We start from the raw sequence: 17194 nt of genomic DNA on the forward strand, positions 1-17194 counted from the left end.
TTCTCCCCTTGTGGGAGAAGGTGCCCGAAGGGCGGATGAGGGGGTCGCCCCCACCCACCAGCCTGCGTGGAAGGTGCCGGCCTAGACCGTCGCCCACCCCCCGCTCTTCTCGCTGGCAAAGATCGCGTCCAGCACCTTCATCGAACTGATCGCATCCTCGACGCCCCACTCCATCGGCTTGCCCTCGAGCACCGCCTTGCAGAACGCATTGGCCTGCTCGGTATACTGGTCGCAGGGCGGGATGATCTCGCGGCGCGACAGGTGCCCATCCGGCGAATAGCCGTTGTCGATGATGATGGCCGTCGCCGTATCCGCCGGAGCGTTGAACGGGACGACCAGTTCCACCCGGCCCTTGGTGCCGATCAGCTCGAGCGACTGGTGCCCCACCGACTGCGTCGAGCACACGAAGCTCGCCTGCTTGCCGCCGCCGAAATCGAGCAGCACCGAAGCGAGCCGGTCGGTCTTCAGCACCGGGTCGCGGTCGACCAGCGATACGGCCCGCAGCGGCTCCGCCCCGAACAGGAAGCGCGAGCCCGTGACCGGATAGCAGCCGATGTCATAGATGCCGCCGCCGCCGATATCGGCCTGGTTGCGCACGTTCGTGGGGTCGGTGAGGTAGTAGGTGAAGACGCCGCGCACCGCCCTCAGCTCGCCCAGCTCGCCCGACCGCGCGATCTCCCGCGCCCGCTGCCATTGCGGGTGCCAGCGCACCATGAAGGCCTCGTAGAACACGATGTCCTTGGGCAGCTGGCGCAGCTGCTCGGCCTCTTTCGCATTGAGCGCGATCGGCTTTTCGCACAGCACGTGCTTGCCGGCCTTGGCGGCGGCGAGCGTCATCGGCACGTGCAGGTGATTGGGCAGCGGATTGTAGATCGCATCGACATTGGGGTCGGCGAGCAGCGCCTCGTAGCTGCCATGGGCCTTCGCCTTGCCGGTGAGCCCGAGCTCGGCGATGTACTCCTCGGCCTTGCCGAGGTCGCGCGAAGCCACCGCCACCACTTCGCTCAGCGGCGACTTCATGATCGCCGGCGTGACCTTCTTGAGCCCGATATTGGCAGTCGACAGAATGCCCCAGCGCACCTTCTTGGTCATGCAAAACCTCCCTGAAATGACGGGCGACCCTAACGGATGGACAGCGTCACTGCCATACATGTTATGACAATCCCGGATCGCGCCTCCGATCAGCCCTTCGTGATTTCCGTTGGCCGGACGCCGGAAGGCGCATAGTCTCTGCCGGTCACTCCCGGAGGAGGCATCGATGCGGCTTCGCACACTGCTCCTGAGTATCGCGCTTGCCACCATGGCGCCCGCGCTGCCTGCGCTGGCGCACCACGGCTGGACCTGGGCCGTGGACGAGCTGTCCGAGCTCACCGGCACCGTCAAGGCGGTCTATGTCGGCAACCCGCACGCCACGCTCGACCTCGATGTCGACGGCGTCGTCTGGCACGTCGAACTCGCACCGCCCGGCCCCACCATGGCGACCGGCTTCACCGAAGAGACGGTCAAGCCCGGCGATCAGGTGACCGCCATCGGCAACCGCTCCAAGGATCCCAACGAGACGCGGATGAAGGCGGTGCGCATCACCGCGGGCGGCAAGAACTACGACATCTACCCGGCGCGCGTACCCCAGGACTGAACATGGAGGAGGCGCTGGGGGCGATAGAGCAATTGGGCGTCGTCCAGGCGCTCAAGACCTCCTTTTTCGCCTACCCCGTCGTCAACGCCCTCCACATCCTCGCGATCGGCGCCCTGGTCACCACCGTCATCCTGATGGACCTCAAGCTGCTCGGCCTCTTCGACGAGATGCCCGAGCCGCATTTCATCCGGCTTCTCCGCCGCATCGCGCTCGGCGCCTTCGTGGTCGCCAGCGCCACCGGCCTCGCGCTCTTTTCCGTCCGCGCCAGCGAATATGCGGCCATGCCGCTGTTCTGGGCCAAGATGGGCCTGATCGGCCTCGCCGCCCTCAACTTCATCGCCTTCATCACGATCCGCAACGGCCCGAGGCGCGTCTTTGCCCTGGTATCGATCACCCTGTGGCCGCTGGCCCTGCTCGCCGGACGCTTCCTCGGCTTCGTGCTTTGAGCAAGGGGCGGGATGGAAACACGCGTCAGTGGAGGACGGCATGCCGGGGTTCGACGTCGGTTTCGTGATCTTCCCGCAGCTCACCCTGCTCGATTTCGCCGGCCCCTTCGAGGTCCTGAGCCGGCTCGGGACCCCGCCCTCGGTCTCGGTGCCGAGCCGTCTCCCCCAGACGAGGGTCCATGTTGCGGCGAGAACCATGGCGCCGGTGATGAGCGACCGCGGCCTCGCGGTCCTCCCCACCTGCACCTTCGAGGATTGCCCGCCGCTCGACCTCATCTGCGTTCCGGGTGGCGGCGGTGTTGCGGAAGCCCTCGGCAATCCCGAAACGGTCGAGTTCGTGCGCCGCCAGGCGGCAGGCGCCACCTATGTGTGCTCGGTCTGCATGGGCGCGTTCCTGCTAGGAGCTGCCGGCCTGCTGCAGGGGCGGAAAGCCGCGACGCACTGGGCCTATGTCGACCTGCTGCCGCTGGTCGGCGCCACTCACGCCCATGGGCGGGTGGTGCAGGATGGCCGCATCTACACCTCCGGCGGCGTCACCGCCGGGATCGACTTCGGCTTCCGCATCCTTGCCGATCTCGCCGGCGCGGAGGTGGCACAGGCCGTCCAGCTCGGGATCGAATACGATCCTGCGCCGCCCTTCGACGCCGGCCACCCGGCAAAGGCCTCCGAGGCCGCCATCGCCCTCATGGTCCAGCGCAACGCCGGCGCCCACGCCGAAATCCGCCGACGCCTCGAAGGCCGCGCGCCGTAGCCCCTAGGCCGCCTGCCCCGCTGCCCAGCCGCTGGCCCAGGCCCACTGGAAGTTATAGCCGCCCAGCCACCCGGTGACATCGACCGCTTCTCCGACGAAATAGAGCCCGGGGACGGTCCGCGCCGCCATGGTGGTGGAGTCGAGGCCGTCCGTGTCGATGCCACCCAGCGTCACCTCCGCCGTGCGATAGCCCTCCGAGCCGGTCGGCTTGATGGTCCAGCGGCGCAGCGCATCCTCGATCTTCTGGAAGCTCTTGTCGCTCATGTCGCCCATCATGGTGGTGATGCCGATCTCTTCGGCCAGCATCTGGGCGAGGCGCTTGGCGAGGTGGTTGGAGAGCACCGTCTGGAGCGCCAGCTTGGGCGTATCGCTGCGAGCCTCGCGCAGGATGTCGCCGAGGTCGCCATTGGGGAACAGGTCGATGACGATCGCGTCGCCCTCGCGCCAGTAGCTCGAAATCTGAAGGATCGCCGGACCGGAAAGCCCGCGATGGGTGAAGAGCATCGCCTCATCGAAGCTCTTCTTGCGCACCGAAATCCGCGTTGGATCGACGGCAATGCCGCTCAGCGGCGCCAGCCGCTCGAGAATGCGCGGCTCGAACGTCAGCGGCACCAGCGCCGGCCGCGTCTCGGTGACCTTCAGCCCGAACTGCGTCGCGAGCTGATAGGCCAGCCCCGTCGCCCCCATCTTGGGGATCGACTTGCCCCCGGTGGCGACGACCAGCGCCGCCCCCGTGAAGGACGCATCGGCAGCATTCACCGTGAACACGCCGTCGGCATGCGTGACGCCCTCGATCACCGTCTCGAGCCGCAGCGTGCCGCCGGCCTTGCGCAGTTCCGCCAGCAGCAGGTTGATGATCTGCTGGCTCGAGCCGTCGCAGAACAGCTGCCCCAGCGTCTTCTCGTGGAACGGGATCGAATAGGCATCGACCAGTGCGATGAACTTGTCCGGCGTGTAGCGGGCCAGGGCCGACAGTGCGAACCGCGGGTTCTGGCTGAGGAAGCGGTCGCGTCCCGCCTTCACCGTCGCGTTGATATTGGTGAAGTTGCAGCGCCCGCCGCCCGAGATGCGGATCTTCTCGCCGGCGGTCTTGGCGTGATCGAGCACGATCACCTTGCGCCCGCGCTTGCCGGCCTCGATCGCGGCCATGAGTCCCGCCGCGCCGGCGCCGAGGACGATGATGTCATATTGGGTCATGCCGATCACCTATCGCGCCCGTCGCAGGGCGACAAGCTGCCGGGGCCGGGTGCGGGTGGGCGACCGCACCACCCCACGACCCGGCCTGCCGCGACAGGACAATCACGAGCAAGAACGATCCATCTCGCTACAGTATTGATGCTTGTTGGATTTGACGAATGCACCATACGTCGCCATAGACACCCACCATCGACCAGAAAGATGTCACGACATATCGGGGGAACATTGCAGGGCATGGTCTGAATGCAGGCAGAAAGGTTCGAACCGCTGCCCTATTTGGAGAAACGGATCATGAGAAAGCACATCCTCGTCATTGCAGCTGCGGGTTTGATTGCCGCGACGGTCGGCGAAGCCGCGGCAGCCAACATCTGGAAAAACTACGGCTCCGGCAACAGCAACGGAGTCATCCAGATCGGCCCCAACTATTCCAGGACCGTGCAGAAGGGCGACGACAACAAGAACTACGGCGTGCAGGCTGGCGCCTACAACAAGGCCGTTACCCGCCAGAATGGCGACGGCAACACCAACGTCTTCGTCCAGGTCGGCAAGGGCAACGAGGCCAAGACCCAGCAGAGCGGCGGCGGCAACACGGCTGTCACGATCCAGGTCGGCAAGGACAACACCTCCTCCATCTCGCAGAGCAATGGCCTGCGGACCACCTCCAATCCCGACTGAGACCGGGCGAGGCCGCCCGGCCCAGCGCCGGGCGGCTACTCCTTCAGTAGCGTAGGCAATTTCCTACAGGTGATTGACTCTTGGCCAAACTGGCGTAGAAACGCGGCGCCGTTTGGAAAGGGATCGGTGCGCCATGCGCATGGACCAGATGATGTCAGCGACGACCGCGGAGGCCACGGGCCCCGGCGCGCTGCTCATGGCGGCGACCAAAACCACCAAAACCCCCTGAGCCGTCCCCGGGCCATCCCCGCCGGGGAGCGGCCCGAGCCATGCGTGCCGCGGACCGGTTGGTCCAGCGCGGGGGACTGAAGGCAAAGAGGACTTTTCAAAATGGGTTATCGCGTCGCTGTCATCGGGGCCACGGGCAATGTGGGCCGTGAAATGCTCAACATCCTCGATGAGCGGAAGTTTCCCGCTTCCGAGGTGATCGCGCTCGCCTCGGCCCGCAGCCAGGGCCAGGAGATCAGCTTCGGCGACAAGCGCCTCAAGGTGCAGAACCTCGAGAATTTCGACTTCTCGAACGTCGATTTCGCCCTGATGAGCGCCGGCTCCACGGTCGCCAAGGAGTATGGCGAGAAGATCGGCGCCACCGGCTGCATCGTCGTCGATAACTCGAGCTTCTGGCGCTACCACGCCGATGTGCCGCTGATCGTGCCCGAGGTGAACGCCCACGTGCTCGATGCGTACATGGCCCGCAACGACCGCAAGAACATCATCGCCAACCCCAACTGCTCGACCGCCCAGATGGTGGTGGCGCTGAAGCCGCTGCACGATCTCGCCAGGATCAAGCGCGTGGTGGTGGCGACCTACCAGTCGGTGTCGGGCGCCGGCAAGGAAGGCGTCGACGAGCTCTGGGCCCAGACCAAGGGCATCTTCGTCAACGACACGCCGACCCCCCGGAAGTTCTCCAAGCAGATCGCCTTCAACGTCATCCCGCACATCGATGTGTTCATGGAGGATGGCTACACGAAGGAAGAGTGGAAGATGGTCGCCGAGACCAAGAAGATCCTCGATCCCAAGATCAAGGTGACCGCAACCTGCGTGCGCGTGCCCGTCTTCGTCGGCCACTCCGAGGCGATCAACCTCGAGTTCGAGAACTCCATCACCGCCGACGAGGCACGTGACGCCCTGCGCGAGGCCGCCGGCATCTCCGTCATCGACAAGCGCGAAGCCGGCGGCTACGCCACCCCGATCGAGGCGGTGGGCGAGTACGACACCTACGTGTCCCGCATCCGCGAGGACGTGACGGTCGAGAACGGCATCGCCATGTGGGTGGTCTCGGACAACCTCCGCAAGGGCGCCGCCCTCAACACCGTCCAGATCCTCGAAACCCTCATCGAGCGCAACCTCGTGGAAAAGAAGGCGGCGTAAGGGAAGGACCTTGGGCCGCATCCCCTCACCCGTCCCGGCTGCGCCGGTCCACCCTCTCCCCGACGGGGGGAGGAACACCGGCGGCACGGCCGGCGCCCTTGTCTTCTCCCCGTCGGGGAGAAGGTGGCGCGCCGCGCCGGATGAGGGGCGCAAGGCACGATCGTCCATTCGCCACGGCGCCCCGAGACATCCATGTCCCCCCGCGACCTGATCCTCGCCCTCTTCGTCGTCACCGTCTGGGGCGTCAACTTCATCGCCATCCGCTGGGGTGTCGACGAGGTGGCCCCGCTCCTGATGACGGCGTTGCGCTACCTGCTCGCCGCCATCCCCGCGGTGTTCTTCATCCGCCGCCCCGCCGTCTCGCTCCCCATCCTCGTCGGCTATGGCTTCGCCATCGGCGTCGCGCAGTTCGGCCTGCTGTTCATGGCCATCCACCTCGGCATGCCCGCCGGGCTGAGCTCGCTGGTGATGCAGCTCCAGGCCTTCTTCACCATCGCGCTCGCCGTCATCTTCCTCGGCGAACGCCCGAGCCCGCTGCAATGGGCCGGCGCCGCCATCGCCTTTCTCGGCATCGGCCTCATCGGCCTCGAGCGGCTCGAGGGCGCCGCGTTCCTGCCGTTGCTGCTCACCATCGCCGCCGCCTTCTTCTGGGGCGTGGGCAACATCGTCACCAAGAAGGCCGGCAAGGTCGACATGCTGAGCTTCGTCGTCTGGTCCTCGCTCGTCCCGCCGCTCCCCATGCTGGCGCTGTCGCTGATCTTCGAGCCCGGCGCCATCCCGGCCGCAGCTGAGAACCTCACCTGGCAGGGCGGCGGCTCGCTGCTCTTCATCGCCTATGCCTCGACCCTGTTCGGCTACGGCGTCTGGTCGATGCTGCTCTCGCGCTACCCGGCCGGGCTCGTCGCCCCCTTCTCGCTGCTGGTCCCCATCGCCGGCATGGGCAGCGCCGCGCTGCTCCTGCACGAGACCATCAGCGGCATCGAGATCGCCGGCAGCCTCCTCGTCTTCGTCGGGCTGCTGATCAACGTCTTCGGCCCGCGCCTCCTGAAACGGGCGCCCGCATGACCACGCTCCGCCTCGCCACGCCCGATGATGCCGAGGCGATCGCCGCCCTCTTCCGCCGCTCGCGCGCCCTCCTCGCCTTCCTCCCCGAGCTCCACACCGCCGAAGAGGATCTCGGCTTCGTCCGCGACGTCCTGCTCGCCACCCACCGCGTCACCCTCGCCGAGCAGGGTGGACAGCTCCTCGGCTTCATGGCCGAGGCGGATGGCTGGATCAACCAGCTCTACCTCGACCCGGACACCCGCCGCTCCGGCATCGGCTCGCTGCTGCTCGACGACGCCAAGTCCCGCAGCGACACCCTCACCCTCTGGTGCTTCGCCGAAAACACCCCCGCCCGCGCCTTCTACGAAAAGCACGGCTTCACGCCCGTCGAGTTCACCGACGGCTCCGGCAACGAAGCCCGCCGCCCCGACGTCCGCTACGAGTGGAAGCGGTAGCAGCGCATGCAGCCATCGCCTCCCTCCCCCTTGAGGGGAGGGACTGAGGGAGGGGGTGGTCCGGTGATCACCGACGGACCCCCACCCCCAACCCCTCCCCTCAAGGGGGAGGGGAGCCCCAGCATCAGTGCCCATGAATGGGTTCAGCCCCTGGCCCCCAACCCAGTATCCCCCGTGTGCCTCCTTGCGCCCAACCGCGCATCGGACTATTTCTCCACCGTTGGCCGGGGTTACCCGGCCGGCATGTTCTCAGGGCGGGGTGTAATTCCCCACCGGCGGTAACGGGAGAAATCCCGAAGCCCGCGAGCGCTTTCCAGTTCACTGGAAGGGTCAGCAGATCCGGTGCGATTCCGGGGCCGACGGTATAGTCCGGATGAAAGAGAACGGGACAACGCGCTGGCATCCGCCGGCGCCCACGCCCCATTCGGGGCACGCTCCCACTAGGGAGCCGGGCGCCATCCCAGGCGGAGCCTGCTCAGGAAAGGTCGAGAGACTTTCCGGTTCGAGCGGGCGACCACCCAAGAGCGCCGATCCCCGTAACTCCCTGAGGGAACTGGTTACGGAAAGGATCGATTGATGAGCCAGATTTCCTCGCCTACCAACTCTGCCACCACCGGCGCCGCATTCATGCTGGCCGCCGCGCTGGCTTTTGCCGGCTCCAACACCTTGCAGGCCGTGCTGCCCACTCCCGTCGAGTATGGCGGCTACGGCATGTCATCCACCGGCATGGCCTTCTGGCAATATGTGATTGCTGGCCTCCTCAGCCTGCCGCTGATCTTCCGCATCGGCCTGGGCAACCTCCGCACCAGCCATCCCCTGGCCCATGAGATCCGCGCCTTCGTGTCGGCGCTCGGCGTCCACGTCTTCGTCTACGGCTTCGCCTCGGGCGTGCCGATCTGGCAGATGGTGACCCTGCTCGCCACCGGGCCGCTGTTCATCATCGTCGGCTCGACCCTGTTCCTCGGCGAACGCGTCTCGAGCGCCCGGATCGGCGCGGCGCTCGTCGGCTTCGCCGGCGCGCTCATCGTCTCGGGCTTCGGCGCCGAGGGCCTCGGCTGGTCGACCCTCGTGCCGATCGTTGCTGCCGCGCTCTGGGCGACGACGGACGTGCTCACCCGCTACCTTGCGCTCAAGGGCGAGAGCCCCGAGACGCTGACCATCTCGCTGCTCGTCCTGATGACGCCGAACCACCTGCTGATCCTCGTCGCCGTCACCGCCTTCGGCTGGCTCGTGCCGTCGCTGCTGCCGGCCGGCGTCGCCACCGGCTTCCCCTTCGCCCTGCCCACGGGCGACGGGCTGTGGCTGCTGCTGCTGCTCGGGGCGCTCACCGGCGCGGCCCAGTACCTGCTCGCCTTCGCCTACAAGGCGGCCGACGCCACCTATCTCCAGCCCTTCGGCGACACCAAGGTGCTGCTGGGCGGGCTGGTCGGCTGGTTCGCCCTCGGCCAGGTCCCCTCGGCCTGGTTCTGGCCCGGCGCCGCGCTGATCGTCCTCGCCTCGGCCTATATCTACTGGGTCGAACGCAAGGGCCCCGCCCCGACCCTCGCCACCGCCTGACTGGCTCCCCTCAAGGGGGAGGGAGGCCCGGGCCGCTGCACGCCCTGGCCTCCCGGAGCCGCTCGTGACTGGCGGCTCCGGACTCCACTCGCGCAGTCAGCGCCTTCTCCCCTTGTGGGAGAAGGTGGCCGACAGGCCGGATGAGGGGTCTGCAGACGAACGTCTGCACGATCGGAGCCATGCGACGAGCGGTGGAGTGCGCGGAGAGATACCCCTTACACCCGCACCCACGCCCCCTCGTGATGGCTCCGCGCCATCGCATGCACCGCCCGCTCGATCTCCAGCCCCGCCTCGAAATCGACGATCTGCGCCGCCTCCCCGCCGATGGCGCGCAGCAGCTCGTGGCACTCGATGATCTTGAGTTCGTTGAACCCCAGCCCATGCCCCGGCGCCGGGATGAACCGCTCGTAGGGCGCATGCACCGGCGCCGTGAGTATGGTCCGGAACCCCTGCTCGGCCGCATGGTCGCTCGCCGTATAGAGTTGGAACTCGTTCATCCGCTCCTGGTCGTAGGCAATCGTCCCCTTCGAGCCGAACACCTGCACCGCGATCCGCCCCTTCCGCCCCCAGGCCGAACGGTCGAGCGCCATCACGCCCGCTGCCCCGTTCGTGAGCTCGATCAGCACCGAAGCAATATCGAACGTCTCGACCTTCCGCCTCCCACCATCCCGGCTTGGCCGGTCGGCATAGGGCATCGAAAGCTGCGCCATCACCCGCGTGACCCCGCCGAACAGGTACTGGATGAGGCTCAGCGGATGGACGCCGAAATCGTCGAGCGCGCCATAGCCGGAGGAGGCCTCGCTCTTCCAGTAGAACAGCGCCTCGGGGTCGGCCATGAAGTCCTCGTCCATCTCGAAGCGGAAATGGTTCACGGTGCCGATCGTCCCCTCCTCGATCAGCCGCTTGATGTGCCGGATCACCGGGTTCTGGATGTAGTTGTAGCCGAGCGCCGTCACCTTGCCCGCCTCGAGCGCTTTCAGCGCCATCCGTTCGGCATCCTCGAGCTTCACCGCCATCGGCTTTTCGCACCAGACGTGCTTGCCCGCCTCGAGCGCCGCGATCGCCATCTCCGCGTGGAACGCATTGGGCGTCGTCACCGACACCACCTCGACCTCCGGGTCGGCGATGAGCTCCCGCCAGTCCGACGTCCATTTCTCGAACCCGAACTCGTCGGCGCGCCGATGCGCCAGCTCCGGCGACACCTCGGCAAGGTGCTTCAGCACCGGCCGCGGCCCATCCCCGAACACCGGCTTCACCGCATTCCAGGCCAGCGCATGGCACTTGCCCATATACCCCGTCCCGATAAGCCCGACGCCGATGGTGCTCATTAGGAAGACTTCCTCTCTCTTCGTCTCGCGCTTCGCGCGATCCACCCTCTCCCCGACGGGAAGAGGAACACCGACTGCACAGTCGGCGCCTTGTTCTTCTCCCCGTCGGGGAGAAGGTGGCGCGCAGCGCCGGATGAGGGGGCCCCATGCACCACCCTCAAGACAACGCCCGGAGCCGAAACCCCGGGCGCCCTTGCTCGCTGGAGGCAAGCTTACTTGTACTGCTCGGCATTGTCCTTGGTGACGAGCACCGTGCCGGTGTCGATCACCGGTTCGATGGTCTTGCCGCCCTTGAGGTCGACCAGCGCCTGGATGCCGAAGCCGCCCATGTTGGCCGGGGCCTGCGCCACCGTCGCCGCCATGTCGCCGGCGAGCACTGCCGCCGCGGCGTCGGGGTTGGCGTCGAACCCGACCACCATCACATCCTTCTTGGCCGCGGCCTTCAGTGCCTCCACGGCGCCCAGCGCCATGTTGTCGTTCGAGCCGAAGATGCCCTTGATGTTGGGGTTGCCGGCGAGGATGTTCTCGGTCACCGACAGGCCCTTGGCGCGATCCCACTCGGCCGTCTGCTCGGCCACCACCTTGAGCCCGCAGGCCTCGAGCCCCTGCTTGGAGCCGTTGGCGCGGAACTGGGCCGTCGAGTGGGCCATCACGCCCTGCAGGATCGCCACTTCCGAGCCGGCCGGCAGGTTGTCGCACATGTACTTGGCGGCGAGCGCGGCGCCCACTTCATTATTGGTGCCGATGAAGGTCACGCCTTCGTTCGAACCGAGCGTATCGACGAACACCACCGGAATGCCGGCGGCCTTGGCCGCATCCACCACCGGGGCGAGCGCACCCGGATCGGTCGGCGCGAGCGCAATGCCCTCGACCTTCTGCGCGATCAGGTCCTCGACCTGCGACACCTGGGCCTGCACGTCCGTCTCGGCCGGCGGCGCCACGACCACCACGTCGACGCCGAGTTCGGCGCCCTTGTCCTTGGCGCCCTTCTCCACCGCCGCCCAGAACGGGTTGCCCGCGCCTGGGCCCTTCATCACCAGCGCGTAGGCGGCATTGGCGCTGCCGATCATGCTGGACATCGCCACGAGCGCCACGCCAGCCATCAGAATATGCTTCATAACCTGGTCCTCCCTGTCTCCAGTTCCTCTTCGCCGCGCCGCCGGAGACGGGTGCGCACGGCGTGTTCGTCGCCCTCTCTCGTCACCTCTCCCTCGGGGGGAGAGGCCGGCGCGACAGCGCCGGTTGAGGGGGCCTTTCCGTAGCCACCGAAATCACCTCCGCACCGCCGCCCGCCGCCGCAGCACGTCGATATAGACCGCGAAGATGATGACGAGCCCGATCAGGATCTGCTGCCAGAAGGCGCTGACATTGTTGATGTTGAGCCCGTTGCGCAGGATCCCCATGATGAGGACGCCCGCCAGCACGCCGATCACCGTGCCGCGCCCGCCGAAGAAGCTCGCCCCGCCGATGATCACCGCCGCGATCGCATCGAGCTCGATGCCGAGCCCCGCATTGGGAAAGCCGCTGTCGGTACGCCCCGCGAGCAGCAGGCCCGAGAGCCCGGCGAAAAAGCCCGAGATCATGTAGACGACCACGAGGGTCCGATCGACATTGATGCCCGACACCCGCGCCGCCTGCGGATTTCCGCCGATGGCGAAGATGTGCCGGCCCATGTTGGTCTTCTCGAGGAAGAACCACAGCACCACCGCGCTGACGGCGACGACGATCAGGCTCGCCGGCAATCCGGCCGGCGGCGGGAAGATGCCGAAATCGTAGTACGCCTGCCCCAGATAGCGCACCTCCGGCTGCAGCCCCGAGATCGGCGCGCCGTTCGAGATGAGATAGGTGAGCCCGCGCGCCACGTTCAGCGTGCCCAGCGTCATGATGAACGGATGCGGCAGCTTCAGCACCGTGAGGCCGACGCCGTTGACCCAGCCCACCGCGAGCCCGATGGCCGGCCCGATCAGCAGCACCAGCGGCCACGGCACCCCGGCCTTCGACGCGATGGCGAGCGCCACCATGCCCAGCGCCATCACCGAGCCGACACTGAGGTCGATACCGGCCGTGACGATCACCACGTACATGCCGAGAGCCAGCAGCGCGAGCGTCGCGTTCTGCTTCAATATGTTGGTGAGGTTCTGCGCCGTGAGGAACACCTCCGGCTTGATCAGCGCCAGCACCAGCATCATCACCACGACGACGAGGATGATGCCGTACCCCTCGAGGAACTTGCTCAGCACCGGCCGGCTGATCCCGAACCCCGGCTTGGCGGCGGGAGTGTCAGACATGGCCCGTCCCCTCATCCGGCGCTAAGCGCCACCTTCTCCCCGACGGGGAGAAGAACACCGCAACATCGGCGATCACCCCTGTTCCTCTCCCCCTCGGGGAGAGGGTGGACCGGCAAAGCCGGGACGGGTGAGGGGTCGAGGTACGGTGGAAGAGAGGTGCAGGCGGCACGCTCTCGCCCACCCACCACCTCTCCCTCGGGGGAGAGGTCGGCGCGCCAGCGCCGGGTGAGGGGGCCTTCTGCCACTGGGAGGTCTGAAGCAAGCTCATCTCCCTCAATGCATGTTGTCATGGGCGAGGCCACTCGTGTGCCCCTTGGTCCCCATGATCCAGCCGATGACCTCGTTGCGCGAGGTCCGGTTGAGTTCGGCTTCCGCGAAATTGGTGCCCTGGTAGAGCGCCATCACCCGGTCGCAGCAGTAGAAGATGTCGTCCATCCGGTGCGAAATGATGATCACCGCCACGCCATGGTCCTTCAGCGATCTGACGAGGTCGAGCACCTTGCCGACCTCCTTGATCGCCAGCGCGGCCGTCGGTTCATCCATGATCACGATCTTGCCGTCGAAGGCGGTGGCGCGCGCGATGGCCACGGCCTGGCGCTGCCCGCCCGAGAGGTCCTCGGTATTCTGCTCCACCGATTTGACGTGGATATGCAGCCGGTCGAGATGGTCCGACGCCATCTGCCGCGCACGCTTGTGGTCGACGATGGTCAGCGGCCCGAACTTCGTTCCCGGCTCGCGGCCGAGATAGATGTTCTCGTAGATCGGCATGTTCCCGGCCAGCGCGAAGTCCTGGTAGACCATCTCGATGCCGAGCTTCTGCGCGTCCTTGGGCGAGCCGAACTTGACCGGCGCGCCGTTGAAGATGAGTTCGCCTTCGCTGGGAGTGAACAGGCCCGAGAGGATCTTCATCAGCGTCGACTTGCCGGCGCCGTTGTCGCCGACCACGCCCAGCACCTCGCCCGGCATGACGTGGAAGTTCACGTCCCGCAACGCGGTGATCGCGCCGAAATACTTGGATATGCCGCGCGCCTCGAGCAGCGGTGCTGCTGACATCCTCCGGCCCTCCCCGACCTTCAGAGTTCGTTCACGGTTGGAACGATTGGTTCCGTATTCCCTATTGATAGAATGTTTATTCCATTCTACGGTTGAGCGTCAAGTGTCCCGGGAATGACTTGGGGCTTTGGTGGATAAGGCGCACCGACCGGCAGAAGTTCATGGACTTCGCTCGGACAATCGTTGGACTTTGTCTGCGCCAGCGCTTCGTAGTATGGGGCCGGTATGGACGACCAGGATATCAATGTTGCGGAAGCTGCCCCGCGCGACTTTCCCGCCCTGCGCGCGCTGATCGCCGCCCGGGCGCCAAGCCTGCCGCGCCGGCTGACGCAGGTCGCCACCTATGCGCTCGACAACCCCGACGAGATCGCCTTCGGCACCGCTGCCAGCATCGCCCAGCACTCGGGCGTCCAGCCCTCGACGCTGGTCCGCTTCAGCCAGGCCCTTGGCTATCAGGGCTTCTCCGACCTGCAGGACGTGTTCCGCGCCCGCCTGCGCGACCGCGTGCCGAGCTACGAGGAACGCCTCAAGCAGCTGCGCGAGCATGGCGGCGCCAGCAAATCCGGCCTCCTGCTCCAGGGCTTCGCCGATGCCGCCGAGCGCTCCGTCGCCGACCTGAGGCTGAAACTCGACCCCGCAACGCTCGAACGCGCCGTCGACATCCTCGCCAAGGCCGAGACCATCTACCTCGTCGGCCTCCGCCGTTCCTTCCCCATCACCAGCTACATGGCCTACGCCATGGGCAAGCTGGGGATCCGGAACCTCCTGGTCGACGGCATCGCCGGGCTGGGCGCCGAGCAGATCGGCTTCATCTCGCCGCGCGACGCGGTGCTGGCCATCAGCTTCACGCCCTATGCCAGCGAGACGGTGAACCTCGCACACGCGGCCAAGAGCCGGCATGCCAGGATCGTGTCGATCACCGATTCCATCTTCTCGCCCATCGCGCCGATCGCCGATGCCTGGCTCGAGATCGTCGAAGCCGACTTCGAAGGCTTCCGCTCCATGGCCGCAACCATGGCGCTCGCCATGACGCTCACGGTCGCAGTGGCGGGAAAACGAGGCGAGAAGTAGAGGCCACCTCTTACCTTCTCCCCTTGTGGGAGAAGGTGGCGCGCAGCGCCGGATGAGGGGTCCCGCAACCCTGGGGTTGCGCGATCGGAGCGAAGCGACGAGCGGTGGAGTGCGCGGAGAGATACCCCTCATCCGCCCCGCGGCGACGGCCTTTGGCCGTCCTTCTCCCACAAGGGGAGAAGGCGATCACTGCCAGGTCGGTGCCTCAGCCCTTCTTCACCGGATAGCCGATCGCTCCACCACCACTCGCCCCGATCACGGTCTGCTCGTACTCGACGCACGACCCCGTCATCGGCGCCGACTCCGGCCCTGCGAGAAAAGCGATGACCCGCGCCACGCCCTCTGGCTTCAGCAGCTGCCCGAACGGCCGCGAGGCCTCGGCCTTCTCCAGCCAGTCGTCCGCCGCATCGTGGAAGGTCTTGAGCGTCACGTGCTCGCCCGGCGTATCGGCCCAGCCGAGGATGATGCCGTTGACGCGGATGCGCATCATGTTGACGGCGTTCGCGGTGTTCTTGGTCAGCGTCATCAGCGCACCCTTCGACGCGCTGTAGGCGGCGAGATTGGGCGAGCCGATATAGGCGTTGACCGAGAGGATGTTGACGATCGACCCGGCGATGCGCTCGCGCTGCATCACCCTGATCGCGTCCTGCATCAGGAAGAACGGCGCCCGTACATTGATGGCGAACATCCGCTCGTAGAGCGCGATGTCCGTATCGAGGATCGTGCCGCGATCGGTCAACCCGGCGATATTGGCCAGCACATCGACCCGGCCGAACGCCTTGTCGGCCGCCGGGATGATGGTCGCAACCTGGGCCGGGTCGGCAAGATCGGCCGTAACGAAGATGGTCGGCGTGCCGGCCTCGGTGAGCGAGCGCGCCACCGCCTCGCCCTTGTCCGCCTGCCGGTCGGTGATCAAGATGCCGGCGGCGCCGCGTTCGGCCAGCAGCCGCGCCGTCGCCTCGCCCAACCCCTGGGCGCCTCCGGTCACAACGGCGATCTTGCCGGCAAACTGGGCGGAGGAATTCTCGGTCATCGCAGGGGACTCAGGGCTGGTATGGTGGCCGGACACTAGGGAGTTGAGGGACGTAAGCCAAGCCCCGTGTTGCAGGCCCGATCCACCGCCGTCATTCCCGCGAAAGCGGGAACCCGGTGGGATACTTCGGCAGCAGCGATATCGGACGAACCCCACAGGGTTTCCGCTGGGCCGTGAAGCGCCCGGAGCAAGCGACCCCACTCCGTCATCCCCGGGCTTGACCCGGGGACCCATGCCCCACGCTCCGGACTATCCGACCCGCACGACCTGCCCGGTCTGCGAGCTTTTCGTCGCCGCCTCGGCCAGCTTCTGAGCTTGCAGCCCATCCTGCCCCGAAGGCGTCGGGGTCGTCCCGTTCGCCATCGCGTCGATGAAGCTGTTCACCTCGGCCGCATAGGCCGCGACATAGCGGTCGATGAAGAAGTTCTGGATCACGTCCTGCGTGAACCCGTTGCCGTCGGCGCGCTCGAGCGTCGTCATGTGCACGTTCCCCGCGCGCAGCATGCCCTTCGACCCATGCACCTCGATCCGCTGGTCATAGCCATACGTGGCGCGGCGCGAGTTGGTGATCACCGCGATCTTGCCCGAGGCCGTCTGCATCTGCACCGCGGCCGTGTCGACATCGCCGGCCGTCCCGATCGCCTTGTCGACCAGCGCGCTGCCCAGCGCATGCACCGTCACGAACTCCTCGCCCACGAGGAAGCGCGCCATGTCGAAATCGTGGATCATCATGTCGCGATAGAGCCCGCCCGAGCGCTCGATATAGCTGACCGGCGGCGGCGCCGGGTCGCGCGAGATGATCGTCACGATCTCGACGTCGCCGATCTCCCCACCCTGGATCCGCTTCTGCACCGCGGCGAAATTCGGGTCGAACCGGCGGTTGAAGCCGATCATCAGCGGCACGCCCGCCTTCTCCACCACCGGCAGGCACGCCTCGATCCGCTCGACCGAAAGCGACACCGGCTTTTCGCAGAGGATGGCCTTGCCCGCCCGCGCCGCCTTCTCGATCAGGTCGGCATGCGTATCGGTGGGGGTCGCGATGAGAACGGCGTCAACATCGGAGCCGATGATTTCGTCAACCGTCGAAACCTGTGCCCCCACGCTCCTCGCGAGCGATACTGCGGCGTCGGGAATGGCGTCAGCGACATAGGCGACGCTGGCACGCGGCGAGTTGGCGATCGTGTTCGCATGCACCTTGCCGATACGCCCGGCGCCCAGAATTCCGAATTTGACCACGAGTGCCCCCCTCATGCACGGCGTCCCGCCGTCGCTGCCACATCAGCTATGGA

The 17194-nt window shown here is 66.7% G+C and carries 17 protein-coding genes and 1 riboswitch; of the genes, 9 read left to right on the plus strand and 8 right to left on the minus strand.

Going from position 1 to position 17194, the window contains the following annotated elements; all coding sequences use genetic code 11:
* Nucleotides 1–81 precede the first annotated feature (81 nt).
* Nucleotides 82–1092, minus strand: coding sequence for a Gfo/Idh/MocA family protein (locus PRN20_RS00380; RefSeq protein WP_273954921.1), 1011 nt, complete (start codon nt 1090–1092; stop codon nt 82–84).
* A gap of 166 nt (nt 1093–1258) precedes the next feature.
* On the opposite strand from PRN20_RS00380, the gene PRN20_RS00385 reads away from it, so the two are divergent.
* From PRN20_RS00385 to PRN20_RS00395, 3 genes are read left to right on the plus strand one after another with little or no spacing between them, the layout of a single operon-like run.
* On the plus strand, nt 1259–1636 hold the full coding sequence (locus PRN20_RS00385; protein ID WP_273954922.1) for a DUF6152 family protein: 378 nt from the start codon (nt 1259–1261) through the stop codon (nt 1634–1636).
* 2 nt (nt 1637–1638) lie between these two features.
* Complete coding sequence (locus PRN20_RS00390; protein ID WP_273954923.1) at nt 1639–2082, plus strand: hypothetical protein; 444 nt, start codon at nt 1639–1641, stop codon at nt 2080–2082.
* Between the two features lie 40 nt (nt 2083–2122).
* Nucleotides 2123–2833 (plus strand): DJ-1/PfpI family protein, encoded by a 711-nt coding sequence (locus PRN20_RS00395; protein WP_273954925.1) that lies wholly within the window; start codon nt 2123–2125, stop codon nt 2831–2833.
* Nucleotides 2834–2836: 3 nt separating this feature from the next.
* Here the strand turns inward: PRN20_RS00395 and PRN20_RS00400 are convergent, their stop codons facing one another.
* Nucleotides 2837–4030, minus strand: a complete 1194-nt coding sequence (locus PRN20_RS00400; RefSeq protein ID WP_273954926.1) for an NAD(P)/FAD-dependent oxidoreductase — start codon at nt 4028–4030, stop codon at nt 2837–2839.
* Nucleotides 4031–4321: 291 nt separating this feature from the next.
* Between PRN20_RS00400 and PRN20_RS00405 the strand changes: the two genes are divergently transcribed.
* The 5 genes from PRN20_RS00405 (at nt 4322) to PRN20_RS00425 (ending at nt 9132) form a co-directional block, all read left to right on the plus strand.
* Nucleotides 4322–4705, plus strand: a complete 384-nt coding sequence (locus tag PRN20_RS00405; RefSeq protein ID WP_273954928.1) for a hypothetical protein — start codon at nt 4322–4324, stop codon at nt 4703–4705.
* Between the two features lie 330 nt (nt 4706–5035).
* Nucleotides 5036–6076, plus strand: a complete 1041-nt coding sequence (locus tag PRN20_RS00410; RefSeq protein ID WP_273954929.1) for an aspartate-semialdehyde dehydrogenase — start codon at nt 5036–5038, stop codon at nt 6074–6076.
* A 192-nt stretch (nt 6077–6268) separates the two neighbouring features.
* Complete coding sequence (locus tag PRN20_RS00415; protein WP_273954930.1) at nt 6269–7141, plus strand: EamA family transporter; 873 nt, start codon at nt 6269–6271, stop codon at nt 7139–7141.
* The gene (locus PRN20_RS00420) at nt 7138–7575 is read left to right on the plus strand and encodes a GNAT family N-acetyltransferase (RefSeq protein ID WP_273954931.1); all 438 of its coding nucleotides are present in this window, start codon (nt 7138–7140) and stop codon (nt 7573–7575) included. The genes PRN20_RS00415 and PRN20_RS00420 overlap by 4 nt, the downstream gene beginning before the upstream one ends.
* A gap of 241 nt (nt 7576–7816) precedes the next feature.
* Nucleotides 7817–7964: riboswitch (FMN riboswitch) on the plus strand.
* A gap of 187 nt (nt 7965–8151) precedes the next feature.
* On the plus strand, nt 8152–9132 hold the full coding sequence (locus PRN20_RS00425) for a DMT family transporter (protein ID WP_273954932.1): 981 nt from the start codon (nt 8152–8154) through the stop codon (nt 9130–9132).
* A gap of 215 nt (nt 9133–9347) precedes the next feature.
* Here the strand turns inward: PRN20_RS00425 and PRN20_RS00430 are convergent, their stop codons facing one another.
* The 4 genes from PRN20_RS00430 to PRN20_RS00445 form a co-directional block, all read right to left on the minus strand.
* On the minus strand, nt 9348–10460 hold the full coding sequence (locus PRN20_RS00430; RefSeq protein WP_273954934.1) for a Gfo/Idh/MocA family protein: 1113 nt from the start codon (nt 10458–10460) through the stop codon (nt 9348–9350).
* A 212-nt stretch (nt 10461–10672) separates the two neighbouring features.
* Nucleotides 10673–11578, minus strand: a complete 906-nt coding sequence (locus PRN20_RS00435) for a sugar ABC transporter substrate-binding protein (RefSeq protein ID WP_273954936.1) — start codon at nt 11576–11578, stop codon at nt 10673–10675.
* A gap of 153 nt (nt 11579–11731) precedes the next feature.
* Entirely contained in the window at nt 11732–12748 is a 1017-nt protein-coding gene (locus PRN20_RS00440) for an ABC transporter permease (protein ID WP_273954937.1), read from the minus strand.
* Between the two features lie 273 nt (nt 12749–13021).
* Nucleotides 13022–13801: an ATP-binding cassette domain-containing protein gene (locus PRN20_RS00445; RefSeq protein ID WP_273954939.1), complete on the minus strand. Its 780-nt coding sequence runs from the start codon at nt 13799–13801 to the stop codon at nt 13022–13024.
* 225 nt (nt 13802–14026) lie between these two features.
* Here PRN20_RS00445 and PRN20_RS00450 point away from each other — a divergent pair, with 225 nt between their 5' ends.
* Nucleotides 14027–14872 carry a MurR/RpiR family transcriptional regulator gene (locus tag PRN20_RS00450; RefSeq protein ID WP_273954940.1) on the plus strand — a complete coding sequence of 282 codons (846 nt, stop codon included), beginning with the start codon at nt 14027–14029 and terminating at the stop codon, nt 14870–14872.
* Nucleotides 14873–15077: 205 nt separating this feature from the next.
* Here the strand turns inward: PRN20_RS00450 and PRN20_RS00455 are convergent, their stop codons facing one another.
* A complete protein-coding gene (locus PRN20_RS00455; protein WP_273954941.1) occupies nt 15078–15905 on the minus strand; it encodes an SDR family oxidoreductase in 828 nt (275 codons plus the stop codon).
* Nucleotides 15906–16154: 249 nt separating this feature from the next.
* Nucleotides 16155–17141 (minus strand): inositol 2-dehydrogenase, encoded by a 987-nt coding sequence (gene iolG, locus PRN20_RS00460; RefSeq protein WP_273954942.1) that lies wholly within the window; start codon nt 17139–17141, stop codon nt 16155–16157.
* Nucleotides 17142–17194: the final 53 nt, after the last annotated feature.

Source organism: Devosia sp. ZB163, assembly GCF_028613635.1.
In the GTDB taxonomy this organism is placed as follows: Bacteria; Pseudomonadota; Alphaproteobacteria; order Rhizobiales; family Devosiaceae; genus Devosia_A.

Coding starts and splice junctions, on each gene's coding strand:
- PRN20_RS00390 (WP_273954923.1), top strand. CDS start 1,639: ATGGAGGAGGCGCTGGGGGCGATAGAGCAATTGGGCGTCGTCCAGGCG.
- PRN20_RS00430 (WP_273954934.1), bottom strand. CDS start 10,460: ATGAGCACCATCGGCGTCGGGCTTATCGGGACGGGGTATATGGGCAAG.
- PRN20_RS00410 (WP_273954929.1), top strand. CDS start 5,036: ATGGGTTATCGCGTCGCTGTCATCGGGGCCACGGGCAATGTGGGCCGT.
- PRN20_RS00425 (WP_273954932.1), top strand. CDS start 8,152: ATGAGCCAGATTTCCTCGCCTACCAACTCTGCCACCACCGGCGCCGCA.
- PRN20_RS00450 (WP_273954940.1), top strand. CDS start 14,027: ATGGACGACCAGGATATCAATGTTGCGGAAGCTGCCCCGCGCGACTTT.
- PRN20_RS00445 (WP_273954939.1), bottom strand. CDS start 13,801: ATGTCAGCAGCACCGCTGCTCGAGGCGCGCGGCATATCCAAGTATTTC.
- PRN20_RS00380 (WP_273954921.1), bottom strand. CDS start 1,092: ATGACCAAGAAGGTGCGCTGGGGCATTCTGTCGACTGCCAATATCGGG.
- PRN20_RS00395 (WP_273954925.1), top strand. CDS start 2,123: ATGCCGGGGTTCGACGTCGGTTTCGTGATCTTCCCGCAGCTCACCCTG.
- PRN20_RS00435 (WP_273954936.1), bottom strand. CDS start 11,578: ATGAAGCATATTCTGATGGCTGGCGTGGCGCTCGTGGCGATGTCCAGC.
- PRN20_RS00440 (WP_273954937.1), bottom strand. CDS start 12,748: ATGTCTGACACTCCCGCCGCCAAGCCGGGGTTCGGGATCAGCCGGCCG.
- PRN20_RS00405 (WP_273954928.1), top strand. CDS start 4,322: ATGAGAAAGCACATCCTCGTCATTGCAGCTGCGGGTTTGATTGCCGCG.
- PRN20_RS00455 (WP_273954941.1), bottom strand. CDS start 15,905: ATGACCGAGAATTCCTCCGCCCAGTTTGCCGGCAAGATCGCCGTTGTG.
- PRN20_RS00415 (WP_273954930.1), top strand. CDS start 6,269: ATGTCCCCCCGCGACCTGATCCTCGCCCTCTTCGTCGTCACCGTCTGG.
- PRN20_RS00420 (WP_273954931.1), top strand. CDS start 7,138: ATGACCACGCTCCGCCTCGCCACGCCCGATGATGCCGAGGCGATCGCC.
- PRN20_RS00400 (WP_273954926.1), bottom strand. CDS start 4,030: ATGACCCAATATGACATCATCGTCCTCGGCGCCGGCGCGGCGGGACTC.
- PRN20_RS00385 (WP_273954922.1), top strand. CDS start 1,259: ATGCGGCTTCGCACACTGCTCCTGAGTATCGCGCTTGCCACCATGGCG.